Origin of the sequence: Cystobacter fuscus (genome assembly GCF_002305875.1) — a bacterium.
Classification (GTDB): domain Bacteria; phylum Myxococcota; class Myxococcia; order Myxococcales; family Myxococcaceae; genus Cystobacter; species Cystobacter fuscus_A.
Window position 1 is genome coordinate 3,257,769 of the sequence record NZ_CP022098.1, and the last position, 19,791, is coordinate 3,277,559.

Annotated in this window: 17 protein-coding genes; 5 read left to right on the plus strand and 12 right to left on the minus strand. The window is 66.4% G+C overall.

Features of this window, described 5'->3' with window-relative positions:
• Positions 1-29 precede the first annotated feature (29 nt).
• Positions 30-275 (minus strand): PEP-utilizing enzyme, encoded by a 246-nt coding sequence (locus CYFUS_RS51705; protein WP_198316569.1) that lies wholly within the window; start codon positions 273-275, stop codon positions 30-32.
• 185 nt (positions 276-460) lie between these two features.
• Between CYFUS_RS51705 and CYFUS_RS53890 the strand changes: the two genes are divergently transcribed.
• Entirely contained in the window at positions 461-586 is a 126-nt protein-coding gene (locus CYFUS_RS53890; protein ID WP_269770238.1) for a hypothetical protein, read from the plus strand.
• A gap of 459 nt (positions 587-1,045) precedes the next feature.
• The gene (locus tag CYFUS_RS13490) at positions 1,046-2,680 is read left to right on the plus strand and encodes an IS1182 family transposase (RefSeq protein ID WP_095984660.1); all 1,635 of its coding nucleotides are present in this window, start codon (positions 1,046-1,048) and stop codon (positions 2,678-2,680) included.
• A 219-nt stretch (positions 2,681-2,899) separates the two neighbouring features.
• On the opposite strand, the gene CYFUS_RS13495 is transcribed toward CYFUS_RS13490, so the two are convergent.
• On the minus strand, positions 2,900-3,184 hold the full coding sequence (locus tag CYFUS_RS13495; RefSeq protein WP_095985590.1) for a hypothetical protein: 285 nt from the start codon (positions 3,182-3,184) through the stop codon (positions 2,900-2,902).
• A 102-nt stretch (positions 3,185-3,286) separates the two neighbouring features.
• On the opposite strand from CYFUS_RS13495, the gene CYFUS_RS13500 reads away from it, so the two are divergent.
• Positions 3,287-3,718 (plus strand): hypothetical protein, encoded by a 432-nt coding sequence (locus CYFUS_RS13500; protein ID WP_232537540.1) that lies wholly within the window; start codon positions 3,287-3,289, stop codon positions 3,716-3,718.
• A gap of 150 nt (positions 3,719-3,868) precedes the next feature.
• Here the strand turns inward: CYFUS_RS13500 and CYFUS_RS13505 are convergent, their stop codons facing one another.
• From CYFUS_RS13505 to CYFUS_RS13525, 5 genes are all read right to left on the minus strand, one after another.
• On the minus strand, positions 3,869-4,924 hold the full coding sequence (locus CYFUS_RS13505; protein ID WP_095985591.1) for a zinc-binding dehydrogenase: 1,056 nt from the start codon (positions 4,922-4,924) through the stop codon (positions 3,869-3,871).
• Positions 4,925-5,413: 489 nt separating this feature from the next.
• The gene (locus CYFUS_RS50575) at positions 5,414-5,590 is read right to left on the minus strand and encodes a hypothetical protein (protein ID WP_157758429.1); all 177 of its coding nucleotides are present in this window, start codon (positions 5,588-5,590) and stop codon (positions 5,414-5,416) included.
• A gap of 511 nt (positions 5,591-6,101) precedes the next feature.
• Positions 6,102-6,833, minus strand: coding sequence for a hypothetical protein (locus CYFUS_RS13515; protein WP_095985593.1), 732 nt, complete (start codon positions 6,831-6,833; stop codon positions 6,102-6,104).
• Between the two features lie 17 nt (positions 6,834-6,850).
• On the minus strand, positions 6,851-7,045 hold the full coding sequence (locus CYFUS_RS13520) for a hypothetical protein (RefSeq protein ID WP_095985594.1): 195 nt from the start codon (positions 7,043-7,045) through the stop codon (positions 6,851-6,853).
• Positions 7,042-7,581: a hypothetical protein gene (locus CYFUS_RS13525; protein ID WP_095985595.1), complete on the minus strand. Its 540-nt coding sequence runs from the start codon at positions 7,579-7,581 to the stop codon at positions 7,042-7,044. The genes CYFUS_RS13520 and CYFUS_RS13525 overlap by 4 nt, the downstream gene beginning before the upstream one ends.
• A 147-nt stretch (positions 7,582-7,728) precedes the next feature.
• On the opposite strand from CYFUS_RS13525, the gene CYFUS_RS13530 reads away from it, so the two are divergent.
• Both CYFUS_RS13530 and CYFUS_RS13535 read left to right on the plus strand, forming a co-directional pair.
• Positions 7,729-9,333, plus strand: coding sequence for a hypothetical protein (locus CYFUS_RS13530; RefSeq protein ID WP_157758430.1), 1,605 nt, complete (start codon positions 7,729-7,731; stop codon positions 9,331-9,333).
• A 172-nt stretch (positions 9,334-9,505) separates the two neighbouring features.
• Positions 9,506-10,009 (plus strand): hypothetical protein, encoded by a 504-nt coding sequence (locus CYFUS_RS13535; RefSeq protein WP_157758431.1) that lies wholly within the window; start codon positions 9,506-9,508, stop codon positions 10,007-10,009.
• 103 nt (positions 10,010-10,112) lie between these two features.
• On the opposite strand, the gene CYFUS_RS13540 is transcribed toward CYFUS_RS13535, so the two are convergent.
• The 5 genes from CYFUS_RS13540 to CYFUS_RS13560 form a co-directional block, all read right to left on the minus strand.
• A complete protein-coding gene (locus tag CYFUS_RS13540) occupies positions 10,113-10,463 on the minus strand; it encodes a hypothetical protein (RefSeq protein WP_095985598.1) in 351 nt (116 codons plus the stop codon).
• Positions 10,464-10,784: 321 nt separating this feature from the next.
• Positions 10,785-11,984: a cytochrome P450 gene (locus CYFUS_RS13545; RefSeq protein ID WP_095985599.1), complete on the minus strand. Its 1,200-nt coding sequence runs from the start codon at positions 11,982-11,984 to the stop codon at positions 10,785-10,787.
• Positions 11,981-13,477 (minus strand): condensation domain-containing protein, encoded by a 1,497-nt coding sequence (locus tag CYFUS_RS13550; RefSeq protein WP_157758432.1) that lies wholly within the window; start codon positions 13,475-13,477, stop codon positions 11,981-11,983. Before CYFUS_RS13550 ends, CYFUS_RS13545 begins: the two co-directional genes overlap by 4 nt.
• 14 nt (positions 13,478-13,491) lie before the next feature.
• Positions 13,492-18,636, minus strand: coding sequence for a non-ribosomal peptide synthetase (locus CYFUS_RS13555; protein ID WP_095985601.1), 5,145 nt, complete (start codon positions 18,634-18,636; stop codon positions 13,492-13,494).
• Positions 18,637-18,911: 275 nt separating this feature from the next.
• On the minus strand, positions 18,912-19,676 hold the full coding sequence (locus CYFUS_RS13560; protein WP_095985602.1) for an SDR family oxidoreductase: 765 nt from the start codon (positions 19,674-19,676) through the stop codon (positions 18,912-18,914).
• Between the last annotated feature and the right edge of the window lie 115 nt (positions 19,677-19,791).

Genomic DNA, 19,791 nt, shown 5'->3' on the forward strand with positions numbered 1-19,791 from the left:
CCAGCGAACGGACGTAAGGGGCTGCGCGGCTAGGGCTGGATCTCGACGTACCCTTCCGTTCCATGCACGCGGATGCGTTGCCCATCCTGGATCAGCCTGGTCGCCTGCTCCACGCCGACGACGGCCGGCAAGCCGTAGATTTCACCCTCGGACGTGATGACCCGCGGTGGCGCCAGCTTCCGGTCTTCGCGAAGCTCCTGGAAGGTGAGATAGTAGATATCTTCTTTTTCATGGATCACGTGGGCATGCACGAGCTGATTGGCTTCCTTCAGCAAGGCCTGCTTATAGAGGAAGTAGCGATTGACGATGCCGTATTTTGGGTATTCACGGTAGCCGATGAAGTTCCGGAGGCGGAGATGGCGTCGTGGGCTGCCTGTCCACCCTCCAACCGGGCCATGCCCTCCAAGAAGCCCTCATCCTTGGCATTTTGCAAGTATTCGACCACACGGACTGAGAGAGTGTGTCCGCGGCGTTCTTCTCGCCCAACCACGCCATCATCTTCTCGTTGATCCAAGACGAAGCGTTCATGGCGGCCATGATCACGCTGAAGCTCCGCGGTTCAAACAAGCTCTTCTTCAAGTGCTGAACGTCTTCCAGGATGAAATCCAGTAATTCCGTTCCGGATTTCGTTTGGATGTTCCGCTTCAGCGCTTCGATCGACGTCTGGCTGCGCGCGATCAAATCGGCGACGATCGCCGGATAGGCGGGTGGGAACCCGCGGGCGACAGACCTGGCTTGCCTTGAGCGGGACCCGGTGCTGGTGGATCCGCGGGCGACGGTTCGATGAAATCGCCCCGCTCGATGAGGGTCATGAGGGCGTCCTTGATGAGCGGAGCGGCTCCCAGGACATCCAACGGGACGCCCCGGCTAGTACTTCTTGGTCACTCCCCCCGGGCCTTCGGCGATCATCCGAGGGGAATCTCCCTCGAAGCGGGCTCGAAATGACCAGGTAGTACTAGAACACCGACCGATTTGATTTTTTAGTAAAATCAGGGATTTACGTGAGGGGGTGGACAACAGGGGCTGAATTTGATCAGGTCGGCACATGACCTTAGCCGTCAGTCCGCCGAAGGTGACCGGAGAGATAGCTCGATGGACTCCTCCGCGGGAGTTGAACGAGCAAGAGCAACAGATTGTCGAACGGATGAGCCGTAACGGCAAGCTGTTCGCTTTTCTGCGTCTGAATCGGCACAAGCTGATGGATGAGGCTTTTCAGGCGGAACTGGCCTCCATGTACCGCCAGACAGGAGCAGGGAAAGTGGCTATAGCACCCGGGCTGATGGCAATGGCAATACTCTTACAGGGATACATGGGAGTGTCGGATGCCACCCTGGTGGAACTGACGGTCTTCGACTTGAGAGTGCAGATGGTGTTGGGCTGGTTGGGTCACAGCGAGCCGGCGTTCTCCCAGGGCTCGTTGTATGAGTTTCGTCAGCGGCTGATGAGAAACCAAATGGACCGGCGCCTCCTGGAGAAGACAGTCGAGGTGGCGCGGGAACAGAAAGAGTTCGGTGAGCGAAAGCTCAAGACGCTGTTGCGAGTGGCGATTGACTCAAAGCCACTGGAGGGAGCTGGCCGGGTAGAGGACACCATCAACCTGGTAGGACACGCAGCGCGCAAGGTGATGATGTGCGTGGCGAAGCTGCTGGGATGTTCCAAGCAGCAGGCCTGCCGAGAGGCGGGTATTCCCTTGTTGTTGGAAAAAAGTATCAAGAAGGGATTGGATGTGGACTGGAGCGAAGCGGGGCAGAAAAAGAAAGCGCTGCAAGCCCTGCTCGAGCAAGTGGAAAGCATGATGTCCTGGCTAAGAAAGAATCTGGCAGAGGAGATGGAAGAGGAGCCTTTGAGGGAACACGTTCAGACTCTCGAGCAGATTCGCAAGCAGGACCTGGAGCCGGACCCAGAAGGAGGAGGTGTCCGCGTTCGCCAGCAAGTGGCGGAAGAGAGACGAGTGTCGGTAGAAGATGGGGAGATGCGTCATGGACGCAAGAGCAAAAGCAAGCGCTTCAACGGATTCAAGCAGCATGTGGCCACGGCGCTGGACGAAGAACTCATCCTGGCATGTGCTGTGACGCCCGCCAACCGACCTGAAGCGGAGGCAACACCGGCGCTTGAGAAGGACATGGAGAAGCAAGGAGTGAAGATTGACGAGTTACACATAGACCGGGGGTATATCAACAGCAGTATCGTGGACAGCGTGCTCGAGGAGGGAGGGGAAGTGCTGAGCAAGCCGTGGAAGGCACGCAATGGGGAGTTGTTCGCGAAGTCAGACTTCAAAATAGATATGCGAAGCCGGACCATCACGTGTCCGGAGGGGAAGACAATGCGCTTCGAACTGGGAAAGACAGTCGAATTCGCGACAAAGGACTGTGAGACTTGTCCATTGCGCGAGAAATGTACACAAGCCCAGATAGGACAAGGACGGACTGTGGCAATCAGTGAAGATGAAGCGCTCCAGCACAAGTTGCGCAAATTAATGAAGACACCTGCTGGGCGAGAGCGACTCAGGAAGCGAGTAGGGGTGGAACATCGACAAGCCCATATAGCGCGACGACAGGGGCGTCGTGCGCGCTATCGGGGCGTGCGTAAGAACGTCTTTGATCTACGACGTGCGGCCAGCATCCAGAATTTGGAGACATGGCAACGCCATCTAGAGTTGTCCCAGCAGCAGGTGGGATGATGTGGTTTTTAAATCGGTCGGTGTTCTAGCCGGGCTTCAGTGTGAGCCCGCTGCAGGGGCGCTGGACGGCACCTGACACCGCCCCGCCGGTGGCTGGCCACACGGGCGGAAGCGGTCTTCAGGTCAGGGCGGGACTCAATACAGGGTTCGCAAGGCGGCCGTGACGAACAGGGGCAAGCCGTTCCAGGAGTGAAGTCCGCTCCGCGCGGGACTCCGAGTCTACTGCCCGCCCTCCTGGCGCTTCGCCTGCCGCCGCCTGCGGCGTACGAAGAAGAAGGCACCCGCCAAGGGCAGCAGTATTCCACCGCCCACCATCGCGAGCGTGCGCAGCCGCCAGGTCCGCACCGGCGCGGAGCTCTTCGGGTGCCGCAGCCGCTCGAAGTCCGGCTCCGGGCAGCTCTGGCCGAACCGCGACATCTCGGGGACGAAGGCTCCGCGCTTCACATAGGTGTGCCAGAGCCGCTGGACCCGCTCCGGCTCGGTTTCCCAGACGAATCGCGCCACATGGCAGAGGAGCGCCGCGTAGGCCTGGCTTCGGGGGGCACCAGCTCCGCGGCCTTCTCGGCCTGGTCCGCCGCCGTGGAGCGGTAGTGGATGCGGCGGTGCATGGCTGGTGATTGGAAGGTCTGTACCGAGATAGCGAACTGCGCCAGCGACATGAACGGCGTGACCGGCGCCGAACTGCTGATCGCGCTGCCGAGCGAAGTGCGGATCGTGTCGCTGCAATCGGGGACGATCAACAGCTATTGGATCGGCAGCCAGTACGCGACGCTGCGCGACGGTGTGCGCGACTTCGACGGCGTCGCCGGCAACGAAATCGCGATGGCCCAGGGCGGCAACGGCAATCTGCTGATCCTGCGTCCACGCGCCGGCTACCTGCAGACCATCAACGGCGCCGGAACCTTCGGCAGTTCGTGGACGCTCGTCGACTACGTCAATCTTGATGGCGTGGCCGGTGACGAGATCCGGGTCCGCTCCAACACCAACAACCGCATCTACCGCGTCTACCCGCTTTCGGGCACGGTCAGCGCGGAGTAACCGGGTCCGGGGCCCAGGGGATGGTCGGCCGACCATCCCCTGCGGCGGAAGGGTGTCAGACGATTCGTAGGAGACCGGAAGGGTGTCAGACGATTCGTAGGAGACGAGATGTCGGAACGAGTCCTTTGACACCTTCCCCGGGGGTGGCGCTCAAGGCCGGATGGCGACCTTGATGACGCCCTCGCGCCGCTCGCCGAAGAGAGCATAGGCATTCCGGATATCGTCGAGCTTGAAGTGATGCGTGAGCAGCGGTGTGAGATCCACCCGCTTGCCGCGCACCATCTCCATCAGCCGCCGCATGCGCTCCTTGCCGCCAGGACACAGCGTGGTGACGACGTGGTGGTCCCCCAGGCCCGCAGTGAAGGCGTCGTAGGGCAGCTCCAGCTTCCCCGCGTACATGCCCAGGCTGGAGAGGGTGCCCCCGGGCCGCAGGCAGCGCAGTGCGTTCTCGAAGGTGCCCTGTGTCCCGAGCGCCTCGATGGCCACGTCCGCGCCGCCTCCGGTGAGCCGCTTCACCTCCCGCACCACATCCACCTGACGGTAGTCGAGCACCTCGTCCACGCCCATGCGGCGCGCCATCTTCAGGCGGTTCTCGTCTCCATCCACGCCGATGACGAGGGCTGCGCCCATGAGCCGGGCCCCGATGGAGGCGCACAACCCGATGGGCCCCTGGGCGAACACCACCACCGCGTCGCCGAGGCGCACCTTGCCGGACTCCGCGCCGCTGAAGCCGGTGGAGGCGATGTCCGCCAGGAGCACCACCTGCTCATCCGTCAGCTCGTCCGGGATGGGAGCCAGGTTGGCCTGGGCCGAGGGCACGCGCACGTACTCGGCCTGGACGCCATTCAGGGTGTTACCCAGGCGCCAGCCGCCGAGCGCCTCGTGGCCGCCGCCGTGTCCGCACTGCGAGAGCAGTCCGCAGAGGCAGGCGCGGCACTGGCCGCACGGAGTGATGGCGCCCACCAGGACCCGCTGCCCGGCCTGATAGCCCTCCACGCCGGGGCCCAGCTCCTCGATGACTCCCACGAGCTCATGGCCGATGACCAGCCCCGGCTTCACCGGGTACTCGCCACGCACGATGTGCAGGTCCGTGCCACAGATGGTGGTGAGCGTCATCCGCACCACCGCCTCACCGAGGCCCGTCTTGGGGTGCTCGACCTCTTCGATGCCAAATTGATTCACACCACGAAAGACGTTGGCCCGCATGGCTCGCTCCCTCCTTGAGGCGCGGGGCACATGGTGACACCGCACCTCGTCGTCCCCATCCGTCCCGGAGGAGGGATCGCGCCCTTCCGTACAGAGCCGGCCCGTGCACCGTCGGGCGGCACACGTCCCCCTGCCTCCGCGGACGATGGACCCCTGGCGTGATCTGCCCACCCATGGGCGTGAACTTGAGCGCGTTGCCGAGCAGGTTCGAGAGGATCTGGAGCACCCGGTCACGGTCGGCGAAGACACTTGGATCGTCCTCCGGGACAGTGACCGTGAGCTGGATGCACTTCTCCTCCACGAGCGAGCGATGCAGCTCGGCGGCCTCCGAGTGGAGCGGTCTGCTCCGGTCCGCGATCCACCGAGAGACGGCCGGCCTCCATCCGGGCGACGTCCAGCAAGTCCTGGATGAGTCGGGTTGCCCGGTCGACCGCCTTCCGTATGGATTCCAGCGGCTTCGTGTCGGTGGCTCTCTTCTCTGGCGGACACTTACCAGATGTACTGGTTGTAGAGCAGGCCAGATGTATGGGCAACCGAGCCCGTCGCGGAATGCGAACCGTAGATGGTTTTGATGTCATACTGATGCATCTCCGCCGCCTGAATCAGGTAAGGCCCCAACCGTTCCGATTCCTCACAGCTCGCCTGGGACTTCTTCCTCTCGTCCATGCGTGCTCCTTACTGGCACCACTTTCAAGGTCATGTGGAGGGTGCTACCATAGCGGTCAGGTGGGAAGGTGGACGCCCACCTGGGCGGAGGTGGGTCCGGAGAATCGGACGACCAAGAGGAATTCCTCGCGCCCATCCGCGGAGGAATGAACGTGGCCTTGAATGCAATTGTGGAGCGGTTCACGCAGCGCAGTCCCGTCACGGATCCTCGGGCAGCCAAGAAGAAAGTGAAGAAGGGCTACGCTCCGGGGGAGGCAGTGCGCAAACACGTGGCGACAGCGCGTGTGCTCAAAGGAGAAAAGCTCTCCTGAGCTGGGAAGAAGCCGAGACACCCAAGAGACCAGACAACCCCAAGAGCGTCCAGTGATGGGCGCTCCATTGAATGGCTATGTCCTGATAGAGGACCAGGCCGCCTTGGTCCGCCACTCCTTCCCTGGTTGACCTTCTAGAAGAAACACCTGCCATCGACCTTGAAAGGGGTGGCATTCACCGCCTCGGGGAGGGACGTGCGTCAGAAGTCCTTCCGAGCCCGGGTCAGGGTGAACTCCTCATGCGTGGGCGCGACAGGGCCTGTCTTCTCCACCAGCCACGCGGGTGCGCCTTCCGGCAGGTAGAAATCCTCCTCGAATGGCGACAGCCCCAGGTGATGCAAGTACTCCTTGAGCATGTCGAAGGTGAATCGGTCCCTCACCCGGCGCGCCTGGTATTGCTCCACCTTCTCGAAGGGGAAAGGCTCGCCGCACTGGTCGAAGACCCAGCGGCCCCCGTCATTGGAGGCGCTCACCGCGCGCACGGTGTTAATCCACGCCGTCTGGTGCGGGCCGTACACCTCGAGCATGACAGCACCATAGCGACCACCTTGGCTCTTGCGGAGGGTGTGGGGCACCGCGACCACACGCAAGCCACGGCAGCCCAGCGTCCGGGCCATGACCGCCATGGCGCTCGCGGCATCGGTCCCCCCCCGCGCGTTGTCGACGTACCCCGTCCAGGCGCCGCGCGTCGGCATGAAGAGGTACCGCCGCGGCTCCGGACTGGTCAGGGGAAGCAGGGCGGAAAGAGCCTGCTCCAAAGTGCCCGAAACGGGGCGTATCGCCACGGCGATGCCACGGGGCGCCCCCAGCGCGCCCTGCCACGCCGCGAAGGAACGGGCGGCGTGCTCCGCATCGGTCTCCATAAACCCCAGCTCCGAAGTGACGGGCGCCCAGCGGTCATCCAGCAGCAGTCCCTTCATGTTCTCGGTCATCAGGTGCGCCTCGCCCGTCAGGGCACGATCAGCCGGATGATCTCCGCGTTCGAGTCGTTGGAGATGGCTCGCGACTGGTGGGCGGGGCCACGGCCCGAAACGGGTGTGTCGTATTCGACATGATAGCGGCGGCCGTTATAGTCGAACTGCAGGTCCGGTCGATTGATTCCCACTCGCTGACGGGCATCCACGTTGAGCTGCTGCTGATTCACCCGGATATTTCTCGCTTCAGCATCCCCCGGGTCAACAGCACGTTGACCGTGGCCAGCACCAGGGTGTTCTCCATTCCCCGCTGACGCGCTGTCGTCTCGAAGGAGTTGGCCAGAGCCTGCCTCAGCCTCCGGGAACCCGGCCCGTCGCCTGGGCCCAGCAATTCATCGATGAAGCTCCACCTGGGGACGCAATCCGGCAGTTCCACCGCCGCGCACCGCGGGGAGACGACCTGATTGGCGACATAGACCCCAGCAGCCTTGAACTCCGCCTCGATGATGCCGAAGAGCCGCACGGCCTGAGCACTCCCTGGCTCCTCTTTGTCCTCGGCACGCGAGAGCACGTAGACGTGCTCCAGGTGCTTGGGGCGGCGCACCAGCAGGACATCGGCGTTGGGTCTCAACTGGCCGTCCTCGAGATACAGCGAGAAGGCGAACGGAGGTGGCTCCTCCTCCAACGGTGGGAGGGGCACATCGTCGTGACAGGCGGTGGCCAGGGAGATCAACGCCAGGGCCAGCAGGGGAGCACGCAAGCTCATAGGTGTTCAGGCTCCCATTCGCGCCAGTCCAGAGGAAGGACATGGTACGAAGGCTGTCGTCACCATCACCATTTGAGTGAGGGCTCCCGTTCTGACACGCTCATTCATGCGCGCGTGGAGTCCTCACTGCCGCCCGGGAGCACTGGCGTGAAGCTGTGGCCTTTCGTGGTCGTTCTGGTGGGCCTCGTTCTGGGAGGCACCGTCTACATCCTGGTCGCTCCCGAGTACGGAGCGTCCACGCGGTCCGGCAGGGAGCTGCCGCGCCTCCCTCTCGATCGGATCGCAGCACCCTTGCCGCCGCGCTTCGCCGGTCCACTGCCCTCGCGGGTGGAGGGCTTCCACCACGAGTTGGAGAAGGGCCCCCCGCTCTCCTATGTGCGCGCCCGCTTGCTGGAGGGTGATCAGGAGATGGGGGCGAAGTTCCTCTCCGTGCTCCGTCAGGCGGCAGCTTCGGCGCGGAGCCTCGATGAGCTCTGGGGGACTTATGGGGTGGTCCTGGGACTCGGTGACCACGGCGATGACAAGCCTCCGGACGACATGGGCTTTCTCAAAGGGGTCCACGACGAGGGCGTGCCGTGCGCGTGGCTGAGGGAGCGGTTGGCCGACGCCACCAAGGAACACCCGCTCCTCACCGAGCTGCTCTGGCGCAAGCTGGTGCGCTGCCCGGGGAGCGAGACAACAGCCCTCTTCGCCCGAGAGGACGCCCCCATCACGTGGGTGCTCGACCACCACGGCCTCTTCGACTCCCCCCGCTTCACCCCTGCCCTCGAGAGCGCAGTCCGCCGCATCTTGAATCAGGGCCGGGAGGAGCTGTTCGTTACGGCCATGTATTGGCTCTCACGCTACCAGGAGCCCATGGCCCAAGGACTCCGCGAGGAGTTGTGGCGCCGGGCCAGCGGTGAGGTCCGAGCGGAGTGGGAGCGGAAGGAGGCCATGAAGGACGAGCTCGCGCGGTGGCGGGAGGAGGAGCAAGCGTGGAAGTGCCCTCCCATCCCCAACCGACCCGAGGGCGTCGATGCGTTGACAGTCCAGCGGTGCCTGGAGAAGTGGGTCGCGAGCAACTGGGCGGCGACCGCTCGCTTCGCCATGTCCGCCTCCAGGTCTCCCGAGCTTCTGGATGCCCCCAAATCCCTCGCCACCGTCAGGAATTTTTCTTCTCTCGCGGAGATGAAGGCCTGGGCGCGAGAGCGGAAGCTGGTGCCCGCGGCAACACCCACGCTGGAAGATGAGCCGCGAAGCCTCTACTTGAGCGCCATCATGCGTCAGGCTCGGCGAGCCTTCATCATCAACCTCGCGACGAGGACCTTTCCCCGCCGGCATGACGAGTTGCTGGTGACGCTGGCCTGGAAGGTGCGCCCAGAGCTGGCCGAGGTGGTGTTTGAACAACTTCCTCCGAAAACTCCCCCGGCCGATCTCTTCCAGCCGCCCTCGAGCGACGAGTACACGCTGAGGGCCTACGCGGACGGGCAGCGCTTCTCGGTCAAGGCCCGCAACTCGCACTCGTTCGAGGACATTGGCGCAGTGGTCGGGCTGCTCAATCAGGTGCTCGAATCCAGGGGGAGCCCTCATCGCTTCGCGGTGCTGGACTCACAGGTCTCCGAGGTCCAGGTCGTGTTCGGACCGGAGGCGGCCCTACGGGAGGCGGATGCTCGAGGGTTGTGGCGCCTGGGGAATGGGAGAGAGGTGCTCGTTCAAGCAGAGGCGCTGAAGGAGAAGAACATCCGGCGCCTCCTCGGCGAGATCCCCTTCTGAGCCACGACGGCTCTACTCCCCCCCCCTCAACCCGAACCTGCCCCATCCCGATCTGGTCCAAAATTGGTCCGCGTTGGGAGCCGTCAGGTCCGCCAACACCCGGCGCCTGCCTCCACAGCCATATGCACAGGACATTGCCAGTCGCTATGGGACGGTGGAGCAGGGCATCCAGTTGCGCCTGGAGAAGGAGCGCAATGCGCTCGAGTCTGCGCAGGAGGCCGCTGGCGTGTCCGAGTTCTACCGCGTGAAGAACGTCGCGGCGAACACGGATGGCTCCATCCTGGCGGTCGAGGTCACCTTCGCTGGTGCCGACATCGGGAAGAACATCACCCTGGTGCTCGAGGAGGGGGCCTACCGTATCGACGCCATCGGCACGACCGACGTCTCCCTGATGGCCTGCCCCGGCAGCAAGGACTTCCGGGTGTACAACGCCAGTTCATTTCCTCATGCCGTGTCTTGCCATTCTCCGCTTGTGGACCACGCCGGGTGCTCTGGCAACTCGCGTAACTTTTCCCCCCAGGAGAACACGCTCATCAGCTGCCCCAGTTGGTGCGGGTGGGTTGGCGGCACGCGCTTCAACGTGAGCGGCTACTCCCTCCCGATTGACTGTGCCTACAATCTGGTGGGTTGGGACCTGTATATCGGCGGAACGCGAACCTGCCAGAACCCCTGCTAGCGGCAACGGCAACCCGCAGGCAGGCGCCACCGCGCAGAAGGCCGTCTATCAGGCCTGGCTCGGCGCCCCCTGGGAGGAGCCCGGGTAGCTGACGGGAAGCCGCCTAGAACGCGCCCAGCAGCCAGACCTTCAGAAAGAGCAGGACGAGCCCCGAGGGGACCGCGAGCACGAACGCCAGTCCGTGCATCTTGAGGAGGCCGGACATGCTCTCGCGGCGGAGGCCGAGGCTGGAGATTGCCACGTACGCCGCGACGCTGCACCACATCAGCGCCAAGGCCACCCCATTCAGGTCGATCGTGGCGCCGCCCGAGGAGCGGAACATCGAGAACGAAGCGATCACCGCCAACATGAGGACCACGCCCAACAGCACTCCATGCACCAGGACACGCTGCTTCGGGTCCTGATTCTCGGAGTCGGAGTCTCCGGCCAGTTCTTCCGTGGTGTTCTCGGACATCGTGGAGCGGAGTCTACACGAGCCGGTGCACGCTCCCCAACGGGTACACCCCCGCCAGCCGACCGGAGAGGCTCCCGCTCCAGAGGAGCGCCATGCCGCCCGACGCCTCGCCTGCTGCAAACGCCACCCCACCGCCACTGGCGTATAAGAAGGATGGGAGGCCTGTTGAGGGAGTGGGCTGGTGCAGAGAGGTCTCGCGTATAGGCGGAATGGGGGCGATGTGGAGGGAGGGGGCTGGAGCCGCCGACGCCCTCTCCCATCACATCAGGCAGCGCGACCAGGCCCTTCACGCAGTGCCTGTGCCATCCGACGGGCGGAGGACTACCAGGTGACCGGCAATTCGTGGGCGCCGATCAGGTTCTCGTCCTTCTTGAAGCGAATCTGCTCCAGGGGTGCAGCCAGTCGCAGGTTCGGGATGCGCCGGAACAGGGTGTGGAATGTCACCTCGAGCTCGATGATGGCGAGCGTGCGACCCGTGCAGAGGTGGATGCCGTGGCCAAAGGCGAAATTGCGATAGGGCTCGCGGTGGACGTCCAGGCGGTCCGGCTCCGGGAAGACTGTCTCATCGCGGTTGGCCGAATCCGGTTGGGCGAGGACGCCTTCTCCGGCGCGGATGAGCTGGCCACCGATGGTGACATCTTCCGTGGCGGCGCGTTGCCGCCCCATATGAGAGACGGTGACGTAGCGCAGGAGTTCCTGGACGGCGGCGGAGAGTGCGTCTGGCGTCTCCAGGGCGCGGAACCTGTCGAGCTGGTCCGGGTGGAGCAGCAGGGCCAGCACGCCCATTCCCACCATGTACCCGGACGGTCCGTGCCCGGCGTAGAACAGCGCGTGGAACATCGCGGTGGCGTCCGGCACGCTCAGCCTTCCCGGCTGCACGTGCTCGGCCACGACGCGACCCACGAGCGTGTCGGTGGGCTCGCGCAGGTTCTCCTCCACCAGCCGTCGGAAGTAGGTATCCAGCTCGTCCAGGGCCTTCTCGGCCACCTCGCGCGACGAGGCGCGGGAGCCAATCGTGCGGCTGATGACGTGCAGGCGGTCGGCGTCCTCTCGGGACACGCCGAGCAGATCGCAGATGACACGCATGGATACGGGAAGCGCGAAGGCGGAGATCAGGTCGGCCGGCCGGGGCCCGGCCAGCATCGCGTCGAGGACCTCGTCGACGGTCTGCTGGATTCTCGGGCGCAGGGCCTCCATCCGTCGTGGTGCGAACTCCGGTACGAGCATGGCCCGCTGCGCCCGGTACTCCGCCTCGGGAAGAAACGGGAAGGGGAGGGGCCGACTCTGGCGGGCCGCGGAGGCGGGCGACGTGTGAGGAAACCCAGGCAGCGAGGAGTCCAGGCTCAGCCTCGGGTCACCCAGCGCCGCGAGGACGTCCTCGTAGCGGGTGATGAGCCACGGCGTGTTGCCGTCCCACGTGCGAACGGGGCACACCGGAGCCTCCTTCCTCAGTCGCTTGTACTCGGGGGGAGGGTCCAGGGGATGCTGCCAGTCTTTGGGCAATGGATAGGAATCGGTCATCGTGATGCTCCAGTTCGCTCGAGCCGAGCGGCGGCTCCCGCCGCGGTGGGGTTCTGGTACAGCTCTCGCAACCCAAGGTCGCGCCCCAGCTCGGTACGGACTCGGGCCGCGACGTCGATGAGTTGTAGGGAATGGCCGCCGAGGCGGAAGAAGTCGTCGTGGGGGGCGACCGCTGTGACCCCCAGCACGTCGGCGAAGATGCGGGTGAGGCGCTGTTCGGTCGTGGTGTGAGCCGGCCGCAGGCTCGACAGAGGCACCTCCGGAGCCGCGGCGCGCAGGACCTCCTCGTACGAGGTCAGCAGGTCGTCGATGAAGGAAGCGTCGAACAGGCTCTCGTCGAACTCGGCCCAGACGGTACACGTGCCGTCGCCGCGGTCCTCGACGCGAAGGGTGAGCTCGAACTTCGCCGTGGGGAGATCCCACCGTGGCTCGGTGACCGTGCAGCCATGCAATCCCAGCACGCCGGCCGTACCGGTCGGATGGTAGGCGAAGTTGACCTGGACGACGGGCGACCGCGTCGGATCTCTCGGGGGTGCGAGGTCGGCGACGAGCTGCTCGAAGGGCAGGTCCTTGTGGGCGTACGCGGCGGCCGTGGCCTCGGATACCCGCGCGAGCAGCTCGCGGAAGGTCGGGTTGCCGCGCAGGTCGACCTGCAACACCACGGTGTTGACGAAGAAGCCGAGCACTCGCTCGACCTCGGGCAGGTCCCGGTTGGCCACGGCCAGGCCCAGCAACACCTGTTGCCGGCCCGCGTGGCGCCCGAGGACGACGCCGCAGGCGGCGGACAGCACCGTGAACACCGTCTGCCGCTCGGCGCTCGCGAAGGCATGTACCGCCGAGGTGAGCTCGGCGGAGAGAACCCGGTGCATGCGCCGGCCTCGTCCCAGCGCGGGGCGGGGCGAGACCAGGTCGAGCACGAGGGGAATCCCGGACAGTCGCTGCCGCCACCAACGCGACAACTCCGCGCGCCGCGCTTCGGTGAGTTGCTCGCGCTGCCAGTCCGCCCAGTCCACGTACTGCACGGGAAGCTCGGGAAGCGTCGTGGGCGCTCCGGTGACGGCCGCCTGATAGGCGATGGCCAGTTCCTCGAAGAAGACCTGCTGCGACCAGCCATCGGCCACCAGCAGGTGAACGAAGAACACGAGGAGGTGCGTCTCCGGCTCCACCCTGTGCACGGCGAGCCGCAGCAGCGGCCCGTGCTCGAGGTCGAACGGCTGGGACACCAGGGCTTCGGCGTGACGCAGCGCCTCGGCTTCGGTCGCCACGTCCACCACCCGCATGTCCCCCCGGGCCTGCTTCAACACGTGCTGGTGCGTCCCGAGTGGGAAGACGGTCCGCAACGGCTCGTGCCGGGCCACCAGCGCCTCCAGGGTTGTGCGCAGGTGCTCGGTGTCCAGCGGCCCCGTCACGCGGAAGCAGCGGGCCGAGCTGTGCGCGGCTCCCGTCGGGTCGACCCGGTGCAGGAAGCACAGGCGCTGCTGTGCGAACGACATGGGAAACGCGTTCGTCATGCGCGGGGCAGCCGCTTGATGGTGGTGGGCGCGGACGGAAGCGTGGTGAGCGCTTCGGCCAGTTGCGCGACAGTCGGACCCACGAGAATCGTGGCGAGACCGACCTCCCGACCCACCAGCCTGCTCAGCCGCGAGGCGAGCCTCATGGCCTGCAACGAATGCATGCCCAGCGCGAGCAGGCTCTCGTGGACGCCAACCCGGGCCACGTTCAACAACTCCGCGACCAGCTCCGCGATCCGGGTCTCGACCTCGGTTCTCGGTGCAGTGAAGACCGCGTCGGGGACCTTGCCGGGCGCTGGCAGGAGGCTCCGGTCGATCTTCCCATGGGCGTTCAGAGGCCACGCGTCGAGGACCACGACTTCCGAGGGCACGAGGTGTCCTGGCAAGCGGTGCGCCGCGTCCGCTCGCACGCCTTGCGCTGTCACCGCAGCGTCCGGTGTGGCCACCACGTAGCCGACGAGCCGGGGCTCCAGTCCCGTCCGGTCGACGACCAGGAGGGCGTCGGTCACCCCGGGATGCGCGGCGAGTCCAGCCCGCACCTCGGCCAACTCCACGCGGAAGCCGCGAATCTTCACCTGCTCGTCGGCGCGGCCCACGAACTCGAGGACGCCTCCGGGAAGCCACCGGCCCAGGTCCCCGCTGCGGTACAGCCGTCCGCCGGGCACCGGCCCGAACGGGTCCGCCACGAACCGCTCGGCGGTGAGCTCCGGCAGGCCGTGATAGCCTCGCGCGATGCCGGACCCACCGATGTAGAGCTCCCCGACCACGCCCGGCGGCACCACCTGCGAGTGCTCATCGAGCACCACGAGGTGGACGTCGGACAGCGCGCGGCCGATGGGCACGCTGGCGGCGCCCGTGTCGCGCCAATCCTCGAGCCGGTGGCTGCTGGCCATGATGGTCGTCTCGGTGAGGCCGTAGACGTTGGTCGCCTTCGTGAAGCCCCTGTGCTTCAGCGCGCGGAACACGTCCGGGGAGAAGACATCCCCTCCGATGATCACCCGCTCCAGGGCATCGAAGGCTTCGGGCGCTTCGGCCACCAACTGGGGCATCACCGAGGGGGGAATCACCGCGTGGGTGATGGACGTGCCGGTGAGGGCGCGCGCCAGGCCGCGCACGTCCCATCCATAGGGCAGGAAGTGGAGCGCCGCGCCGCTCATCAGCGCCCCGAAGATCTCCATCACGGAGGGGTCGAAGGAAGGCGACGTCATGGCCAACACCGTCTTGCCCGGCCCCAGCTCGAGCATGTCCGATTCGTGCAGCAGGGCCACGACCGACTGGTGCTCGACCTGGACGCCCTTGGGCCTGCCCGTCGAACCGGAGGTGTAGATGACGTACGCGAGGTCAGCAGGGCTTCCCGAGGGAAGGGTCATCTCGGGCGCGTCGGTGACTTCATCCAGCACGATGACCGGGAGCTCCGTGAGCCATCCGGACAGGTTCTCCGTGGTGACCAGGGCGCGGGCTCCGGCCTCCCGGAGGAGCCCCTCCAGGTAGGGGAGCGGCTGGTGGGGGTCCAGCGGGAGGAAGGCTGCTCCGGCCTTGAGCACGCCGAGTTGTGCCACGACGAGCTGCTCGGAGCGGGGCACGCACACCGCGACCAGGGCCTCGCGGTCGATGCCCATCTTTCGAAGGTGGCGCGCCAGTCGCTCCGCCTCGCGCGTGAGCGTGCGGTAGGTCATGGGCGGCTGACACGAGGTCACCGCGAGCGCATCGGGCGCGCGCTGGGCCTGGAGGTCGACGAGGTCTGGAACCCATCGCGGGGGAGCCTCCCGCCGGGGCCCCGCGACGACAAGGGCTCGCTGGGCCGCCGCGTCCAGCAGCGCCAGCCTGGACACGCGGGTCTCCGGGGCGGCGACGATGGAGTGCAGCAACTCCTGGTAGGCGGAGAGCATGCCGGTGATGAAGAAGTCGTCGAAGAGGTCGGAGTCGAACTCCCAGGCGAGCAGGAGGCCGCTCAGGGACGAGCGGGGGCTGGAGCGCAGCGGCGTGTCGGAGCGGGGAATGTGGACGATGTCCCCGGCCAGCTTGCTGATGTGCCCTGGCTCCGCGTAGCGGGGCACCACGACGACGGACAGCTCGAACTTGGCCGAGCCGTTGCTGAGTCCCTCGACGATGGTGACATCGAGCGGGGCCGCATCGAGAGCGCCCACCGTCGTGTCGTGGAAGTTGAACATGGCCTGGATCAACGGATTGAGCCCACCCTGGTGACGCGCGGGTGACTCCGCGAAGATCATCTCGTAGGGCAGCTCCTGGTGGTCATAGACATCCAGGGCATTGCGCTTCACCCGCGCCAGGAACTCCTCGAAGGAAGGGTCCGCGTGCAGTTGGCCGCGCATGACGACCGTGTTGACGAACATGCCGAGCACGCTCTCGGTGTCCTGCCAGCGGCGGTTGGCGACGGCGGAGCCGACGAGCAGGTCGCGCGAGCCGGTGTAGCGGTGAAGCAGGACGAAGAAGGCGGCGAGCAGGGTGGTGAAGAGCGAGGTGTGATTCCGGTCCGCCAGCGCCTGGATGCTCCGCGAGAGCTCGCCGTCGAGCTCCATTCGAGGCCCCACGCCCCGGAACCGCCTCCCCTCCGGAGCCGAGCGCCGTGGGAGCTGGAGCATCGTCTCGGCGCCCTCCAGCGCCTGACGCCAGAAGCGGCGTTGGGCGTCGGCGGCCTCGGTGGCACACCACTCCCGCTGCCAGCGGGCATAGTCGTAGTACTGGACGACGAGGTCGGGGCGCCGCACCTGTCCGTGGCGAACGTGGTCCGTGTAGCCGTTGAGCAGCTCGCGCACGAAGAGGTTGAAGGACCAGCCGTCGTGGACGACGTGGTGCTCGACATGGACGAAGACGTGCTCCTGGGGGCCGAGCTTGAGGAGGAGCCAGCGGAACGGCCTGCCCTCGGCGAGGGTGAAGTGGGCCTGGACCCCATCGCGAATGGCCTCACCCACCCGTGAGGCCAGTTGCTCCGCGTTCACGGCGCTGAGGTCTTGGAGAGGGACCTGTACTTCCCAGGGCGGCTCCAGCTCGCAGCGCAGCTCTCCGTCGACCTCCGGGAAGCGGGAGCGGAGCACGTCGTGGCGGCGGACGATGTCGGTGAGGCTGGCGTGAAGCGCGGGGAGGTCCAGGTCGCCCGCGAGACGGAGGACCGCCTGGGAGTGATAGGCCCGGGCGTCTGGGTTGAGCTTGTGCATCAGCCACACCCGCTGCTGCCCGAAGGAGGGAACGAGCGCGGCCCCGGCCTGAGCCACCCGAGGGCCCGGGTCCGCCGCGTCCTGCCGTTCACCCAGCCGCGCGGCGAGCTCCGCGACCGTGGGCGCCTGGAGGACGGCGCTCAACTCGATGTGCGCCCGCATCTCGCGCCGCACCCGGGCGACGAGCTGGGTGGCGAAGAGGGAGTGTCCTCCCAGCTCGAACAGGTTGTCGTGGCGCCCCACCCGCTCCATCCCGAGCAGCGCCGCCGCGATTGCCGCCAGTGCGACCTCCACGGGCGACTGGGGCGGCTGGTAGTCGGTGCGCTCCGAGCGCCGCGGTCGTGGCAGAAGGGCCCGGTCGACCTTGCCACTCGTGGTCAGGGGCCATGCATCGACTTGAACCAATACATCTGGCACCAGGTAGCCGGGGAGCCGACGCCGGAGCTCCGCGAGCAGGGTGTCCACCAGGAGCACCGCCCCGTCGACCGGGAGCACGTAGCCCAGGAGACGCTCTCCCGTGCGGTCGATGAGGGCGACCGCGTCACGCACGCCTGGGAGGGTGATGAGCGCTGATTCAATCTGCCCCAGTTCAATGCGCGCCCCGCGGACCTTCACCTGGTCATCGTGCCGGCCGAGGAACTCGAGGCTGCCGTCCGGGAGCACCCTGCCCATGTCGCCGCTGCGATACAGGCGACGTCCTGGAAGGGCGGAGAAGGGATCCGGGATGAAGCGCTCGGCGGTGAGCGCGGGGCGTCCGAGATAGCCGCGTCCGACGCCCTCACCCCCCAGGCACAGCTCTCCGGGAGTCCCATCGGGGACGGGCCGCAGGTGCTCGTCGAGGATGACGGCGTGGTAGTTGGAGATTGGCCGGCCGATGGAGACGCGCTCGGAGTCCTGGGGCCCCGCGGAGTGGAGCGTGCTGGCCACCGTCACCTCGGTCGGGCCGTAGCCGTTGACGAAGTGGTGGAATGCGCCCCACTGCCGAGCGGTCTCCGGAAGGCAGACGTCGCCGGTGCTCATGACCGTCCGAAGGTCGGTGAACCGGCCGGGTTGCAGGGTGCGAAGGACGGTCGCGGGAAGCACCGCATGGGTGATACGGCGATTCAGCAGGACCTCGGCCAGGGGCTCACCGGAGATGCGCGACTCGTCGATGGTCTCCAGGCGCCCTCCGTTGGGGAGCGCCATCAAGATGTCGAACAAGGACGCATCGAAAGAGGGATGAAAGAACTGAAGCACGCGAGCGTCCGGCCCCAGCGTGCCGAGGTAGTCGCGCTGGGCGTGGATGAGATTGGCGACGCCACGATGCTCGGTCATGACGAGCTTGGGCTCACCGGTCGAGCCGGAGGTGCAGATGATGTACGCGAGGTCTTCCGGTGCGAGCACGACCTCCTCGGCTCCTGGCGCGACAGCGGGGGACGCCTCCGCGAGGTCGAGGAAGGGCAGGCCTGGAACGGCGCTGTCACGTGACAGTCCGGCCACGAGCCTGGCCCCGGCCCGCTGGATGATGTCCTGCCGCCAGGCGGGCGGATGTGCGGGGGCCAGCGGAAGGTAGGCCGCGCCGACCCGCCAGACGGCAAGCACGAGCTCGATGAAGGAGGGGCCTCGATCCAGGACGAGCGCGACCACCTCTCCACGCCCCAGCCCATGTGCCCGGAGCCTTTCAGCCAGGGCCTGCGTGCGCGACCGCAGTTGTGCGTAGGTCACATCGACGGAGGCGTCCGAGAGCGCGATGCGCTCGCCATGCAGTTGTGCCTGCTCGTCAATCCAGTCCACCGCCGACCGCCAGGGACCCGGGGCTCCCCAGCCCTCGCGCACGGAGGCCTCCGTTCGCTTTTCGTTCGGGCCCGCTTCAGGGGCGATCGGCGTGTGGGATTCGAGCGCCCAGGGACTCTTCAGCCGGAGGCTGGTGAGCAGACGCTCGTATTCTGTTCCTGTAACCAGGGAGGGCGGCGGGGTGGAAGGCAACGATGTCTCCTGCGGGTCATCTGGAGCGCGACTGCCGCGGCGAGCATCGACCCGGCGGTCTGGTTGGGCGCGGACCGTAGTAGCACGCGGGCTCTGACCGGCGCCGAGCGTGTGGCTCGGGCAGTGGTCTACAGCCCTATCGTCACGGTTCTTGCGCATGAGAGGGAGGGGGCCCTGTTGAGGGTTGAGGGACTTGCGGGCGGGCCTGTCCAACGGCTGCAACCGCGCTACCACGCCGTCCTGCCGGCGGTAGCGCCGCGTCCCGAGGCGGCGCCTTACGTCCGGGTAATCGACACGCCGCCGTCCACCAGCGTCGCCGTGCCCGTGACGAAGGAGGCGTCGTCGGAGGCCAGGAACAGCACCGTCCGGGCCAGCTCCTCGGGCGTGCCCACCCGCTTCAGCGCGTGCAGCCCGGTGACGAACGTCTTCGCCTCGGGCGTGGCGTTCGCCGCCTGGTACATCGGCGTCTCGACCGCGCCCGGCAGCACCGCGTTCACCCGCACGCCACGCGGTCCGTACTCGGCGGCCAGCGCCTGTGTCAGGCCAATCAGCCCGGACTTGCTGGCGGAGTAGGCGGCAGTGCCGGGGAAGGCGAAGCTGTACCCGACGAAAGTCGAAGTGAAGATGATGGAGCCCGCGCCCTGCTTCACCATCGGCCCGAGCTGGTGCTTGGCGCCCAGGAAGGCGGCGGTCAGGTTCACCGCCAGCGCGTCGCTGAAGCCCTTCTCGGAGACCTCCGTGCTCGGCCCGCCCTCGCCGAGGACTCCCGCGTTGTTGAAGGCGATGTCCAGCTTGTCGAACCGCTGGAGTGCGAGCGCCACCAGCGCGCGGGCGTAGTCCTCCGAGCGGACGTCACCGGCCAGGGCAACGGCCTCGCCTCCGGCCGCGGCAATCTCCGCCACCAGCGCGTCCAGCTCCTCCTTGCGCCGCGCGCCCACCACCACCTTGGCGCCCTCGGCCGCGAACAGCTTCGCCGTGGCCCGCCCGATGCCCGCGCTCGCGCCCGTGATGATTGCGACCTTCCCGTTCAACCGTTCCATGTGCCTGCTCCCGTCGAGGCCCGCGGCGAGACGCCCGGGCCGATGGGAGAGATGTACTCATCAGCATTTGTTGGAGAAATAGGCTGAACCTGCTTTGCTCATTCAGCTTTCCTGA

Excerpts from the sequence above, each read along its gene's own strand:
- CYFUS_RS13505 (WP_095985591.1), bottom strand. The coding sequence starts at position 4,924 with ATGCGGGCCAACGTCTTTCGTGGTGTGAATCAATTTGGCATCGAAGAG.
- CYFUS_RS13560 (WP_095985602.1), bottom strand. The coding sequence starts at position 19,676 with ATGGAACGGTTGAACGGGAAGGTCGCAATCATCACGGGCGCGAGCGCG.
- CYFUS_RS13525 (WP_095985595.1), bottom strand. The coding sequence starts at position 7,581 with ATGAGCTTGCGTGCTCCCCTGCTGGCCCTGGCGTTGATCTCCCTGGCC.
- CYFUS_RS13515 (WP_095985593.1), bottom strand. The coding sequence starts at position 6,833 with ATGACCGAGAACATGAAGGGACTGCTGCTGGATGACCGCTGGGCGCCC.
- CYFUS_RS13490 (WP_095984660.1), top strand. The coding sequence starts at position 1,046 with ATGACCTTAGCCGTCAGTCCGCCGAAGGTGACCGGAGAGATAGCTCGA.
- CYFUS_RS50575 (WP_157758429.1), bottom strand. The coding sequence starts at position 5,590 with ATGGACGAGAGGAAGAAGTCCCAGGCGAGCTGTGAGGAATCGGAACGG.
- CYFUS_RS13540 (WP_095985598.1), bottom strand. The coding sequence starts at position 10,463 with ATGTCCGAGAACACCACGGAAGAACTGGCCGGAGACTCCGACTCCGAG.
- CYFUS_RS13500 (WP_232537540.1), top strand. The coding sequence starts at position 3,287 with ATGGCTGGTGATTGGAAGGTCTGTACCGAGATAGCGAACTGCGCCAGC.
- CYFUS_RS13545 (WP_095985599.1), bottom strand. The coding sequence starts at position 11,984 with ATGACCGATTCCTATCCATTGCCCAAAGACTGGCAGCATCCCCTGGAC.
- CYFUS_RS13550 (WP_157758432.1), bottom strand. The coding sequence starts at position 13,477 with ATGTCGTTCGCACAGCAGCGCCTGTGCTTCCTGCACCGGGTCGACCCG.